4 protein-coding genes are annotated in these 3506 nt (G+C 62.7%); all 4 read right to left on the reverse strand.

Features of this window, described 5'->3' with window-relative positions:
• Positions 1-299 (reverse strand): Clp protease N-terminal domain-containing protein (locus EOA22_RS27985; protein ID WP_281040790.1); only part of this gene is annotated, 299 nt, incomplete at its 3' end.
• 219 nt (positions 300-518) lie between these two features.
• Complete coding sequence (locus EOA22_RS27990; protein ID WP_024503799.1) at positions 519-1463, reverse strand: DUF4167 domain-containing protein; 945 nt, start codon at positions 1461-1463, stop codon at positions 519-521.
• Between the two features lie 303 nt (positions 1464-1766).
• Positions 1767-2639, reverse strand: a complete 873-nt coding sequence (gene prmC, locus EOA22_RS27995) for a peptide chain release factor N(5)-glutamine methyltransferase (protein ID WP_063169067.1) — start codon at positions 2637-2639, stop codon at positions 1767-1769.
• A partial coding sequence (gene prfA / locus EOA22_RS28000) for a peptide chain release factor 1 (protein ID WP_127390379.1) occupies positions 2632-3506 on the reverse strand: 875 nt, incomplete at its 5' end. The genes prfA and prmC, both read right to left, overlap by 8 nt.

A 3506-nucleotide genomic window follows, 5' to 3' on the forward strand; every position in this document is an offset into this window, starting at 1 on the left:
TTCTTGGCCAGGTCCTCGGCGGTCGAAAACACTTTCGCCAGCGGCTGGGCCAGATAGAGCTGGCCATTGCCGCCCTCGACCTTGGGCATCGCTTCGAGCGCCGTCTCGACGCCAAGCTTGACGTCGCGGATGTTGCCGCCGGCGCGTTCGATCAGCGACGCGGCCAAGCCCTCGTCGTCGTCGACGAGCACTTTCAGGATATGTTCAGGGGTGAATTGCTGGTGGTTGCGGGAAAGCGCCATGGTCTGCGCGGACTGGATAAAGCCGCGCACGCGCTCTGAGTATTTCTCAAGGTTCATATCTGTCTCCTTCCATCACCGGCCCGCTTTGCGGCACCGGATCCGATTGCGGTGACGGACCCGCTCATTCGAGCCGGGTCCAGTTGAGGCTGATATGGTGCACAGGCGCTGAACCCTCAAGACGTCCCGATATCGGCAACCACATAATATTGCACGGCCGCCCAAACGAAAACGGCGGAGATTTCTCTCCGCCGCTCAATGCCTTGAAATGCCGTTGGGTCAGTTATCGATATCGACATTGACCGGTTGGGCGTTGCCGCTGTCGGCCGGGGCCGCAGCCACCTCGCCGGCGTCGGTCCCGGAACTGGCATTGTCACTACCGCCATCAACCTGATCGGCGTTGACGCGCGGGCGGCGCGGACGACGCGGACGACGGGCAGCACCGCTTTCGGCGGCCGCCTCGTTGAGTTCGGCCTGGGCGGCAAGACCTGCCGGGGAAAGGTTCTCGAACGACGGAGCCGGTTCGGCCGGCGCCACAGATTCGGTCGGCGAAACGGCTTCGCCCTGGACCGGGATCTCGTTGCCCTGGGGCTGACCACCTTGCTCGGCGGACGATGAAAAGTCGCGCTGGCCGTTCTGGCCATAGCCGCCATTGGGGCGGCGATCACGATGGCGCCCGCCATTGTTGTCGCGGCCGCCATTGTTGCGCCCGCCATTGTTATCGCGGGCCTCGCGGCCACCTTCCCGGTTCAGCGCGACCTCGGCCGGCGTACCTTCGATAACCGGCTGCGGGCCGGCGCCATGGTTGACCACCGGGATCTGGACGTCGGAAGCAGCGTTGCTGTTGTTGCCGCTATTGTCGAAATCGTCGCGGTCCTCATCGCCATCATCGTCGAAATCATCGCGATTCTGCTGCGTGTTCTGGATCGGCATCTGCGCCTGTGCGGCCGCGATGATGCGATTGTAATGCTCGGCGTGCTGGAGATAGTTCTCCGCCATGACCCGGTCGCCGGAGCTGTGTGAATCACGGGCAAGGGTGGCGTATTTTTCGGCGATCTGCTGAGCCGAACCGCGGATCTTCACGTCCGGGCCATTGCTCTCGTAGTTGCGCGTCAGGGGATTAGGCCCCTTGCGGTTGTTGTTGTTATTGTTGTTATTGTTACCACCGCCGCCGCCATTGTTGTTGCGACCGCGCATGCGCCTGTTCTGCTGTTGTGGCCTCATCAAACTCTCTTCATTTTGAAATTTTCGAAAAACTCTTCACGAACGGAGGCGCTCATGCAGCCAGCCGTTTCGTCTCTTCACCGGCGTTCGCCCGCATCGATTGCGTTGGCGCCACGTGTCATCCTGTTCCGGTTACATCACTTGCCGGACGATTCCCGCACGAAGCTTGGGCATCGTTTGCGCAAGAAGGCAGCTATTTCCAAGGAAAACCGAATCGCTAAGAGCACTGCCTGCTTCGTCTCATCCGGTTAAGGCGACCCTAGCCGCATTCCCCGGCATTGCCAAGCGCTTTTTTGCACTGCGTCAAGGCTTTATCCTTTCAAAGACAATAACCCTGTCGTTTCCACCGAGGTCACGGAAAACACTGCCCGGCACGTAGCCGGCTGCAGTGAATATCTCGCAGACCTCGTTGCGTTGCGTATGGCCGATCTCGACCGCAATTCTGCCTTCAATTTCCAAAAACCTTGCCGCTTCCGCAGCGATGGTTCTGTAGGGGTTCAGACCGTCCGCGCCGCCATCCAGGGCTAGGCGCGGGTCGAAATTGCGGACTTCGTCCTGCAGATTTCCAATGTCTTCGGAAGATATATAGGGAGGGTTTGCGACAATTACATGGTACCGGCCGGAAACTTTTTCGAACCAGTCCGACTGCAGCGCCGTGAACCGGCCCGCAAGACCAAGTTGCCCGGCATTGCGGGCCGCCGTCGCCAGCGCACCCGCGGACAGATCGACGCCGGTGGCATTAGCCGTCGGCACGACGCTGAGCAGCGCCAGCGCAATGGCGCCGGTGCCGGTGCCAAGATCGAGGATGCGACACTCGCCTTCCTGCGTCGCAACCGCCTTGACGAAGGGCAATATCGCCTCGACCAGCGTTTCGGTATCCGGCCGCGGTTCCAGCGTTTCCGGCGACAGCGCCAGGCGCAAACCGTAGAATTCACGATAGCCGAGGATGCGATGCACAGGTTCGCCGCCGGCGCGGCGTCTCAACGCGGCATCGATTTCGGCAACAGCGCCGGCGCCGACCCTGCGTTCGGGGTCCGCAATGGCTTGCGTGCGCGTCGTGCCCGAAAAATGCTCGACGATCAGCCTCGCATCGAGCGCCGGGTCGTCGACGGTGCTGCCGAGCCGAGCCCGCGCTTCCCGCAGCAGCGGCCCGAGCGCGTTGGGCAGGTCAGTCATCGATGCCGATGTCGGCGAGCAGCTTGGACTGATGATCGGCGATCAGCGCGTTGATGATCTCGTCGAGTTCGCCCATCATCACCCGGTCGAGCTTGTAGAGCGTCAAATTGATGCGATGGTCGGTGACGCGCCCTTGCGGGAAATTATAGGTGCGGATGCGTTCCGAGCGGTCACCGGAGCCGACCTGTGACTTGCGCGATTCGGAGCGCTCCTCGTCAGCCTTGCCGCGTTCGAGATCATAGAGGCGGGCGCGCAGGATCTGCATCGCCTTGGCGCGGTTCTGGTGCTGCGATTTCTCAGCCTGCACGACCATGATGCCGGTCGGCAGATGGGTGATGCGGACGGCCGAATCGGTGGTGTTGACGTGCTGGCCGCCCGAACCCGAGGCGCGCATCGTGTCGATGCGGATGTCTTCGGCCCTGATGTCGATGTCGACCTCTTCGGCCTCGGGCAGCACCGCGACGGTTGCCGCCGACGTGTGGATGCGCCCGCTGGCCTCGGTCGCCGGCACGCGCTGCACGCGATGCACGCCGGATTCGAATTTCAGATGCGCAAAGACGCCCTTGCCCGACACCGTGGCGATGATTTCCTTGTAGCCGCCGGCATCGCCATCGCTGGCCGAGGCGGTCTCGAAACGCCAGCCGCGTTCGGCGGCGTAGCGTTCGTACATGCGAAACAGGTCGCCGGCGAAAAGCGCGGCCTCATCGCCGCCGGTGCCGGCGCGGATTTCGAGAATGGCGTTCTTGTCGTCGGCGGCATCCCTGGGCAACAGCAGGATCTGAATGTCCTTCTGCAGCGCCTCGATGCGGTCCTCGACCCCTGGCAGCTCGGCCTCGGCCAGCGCCCGCATCTCGGCGTCGGTGCCCC

The sequence above is a fragment of the Mesorhizobium sp. M7A.F.Ca.US.014.04.1.1 genome (assembly GCF_003998745.1).
GTDB classification, from domain to species: domain Bacteria; phylum Pseudomonadota; class Alphaproteobacteria; order Rhizobiales; family Rhizobiaceae; genus Mesorhizobium; species Mesorhizobium ciceri.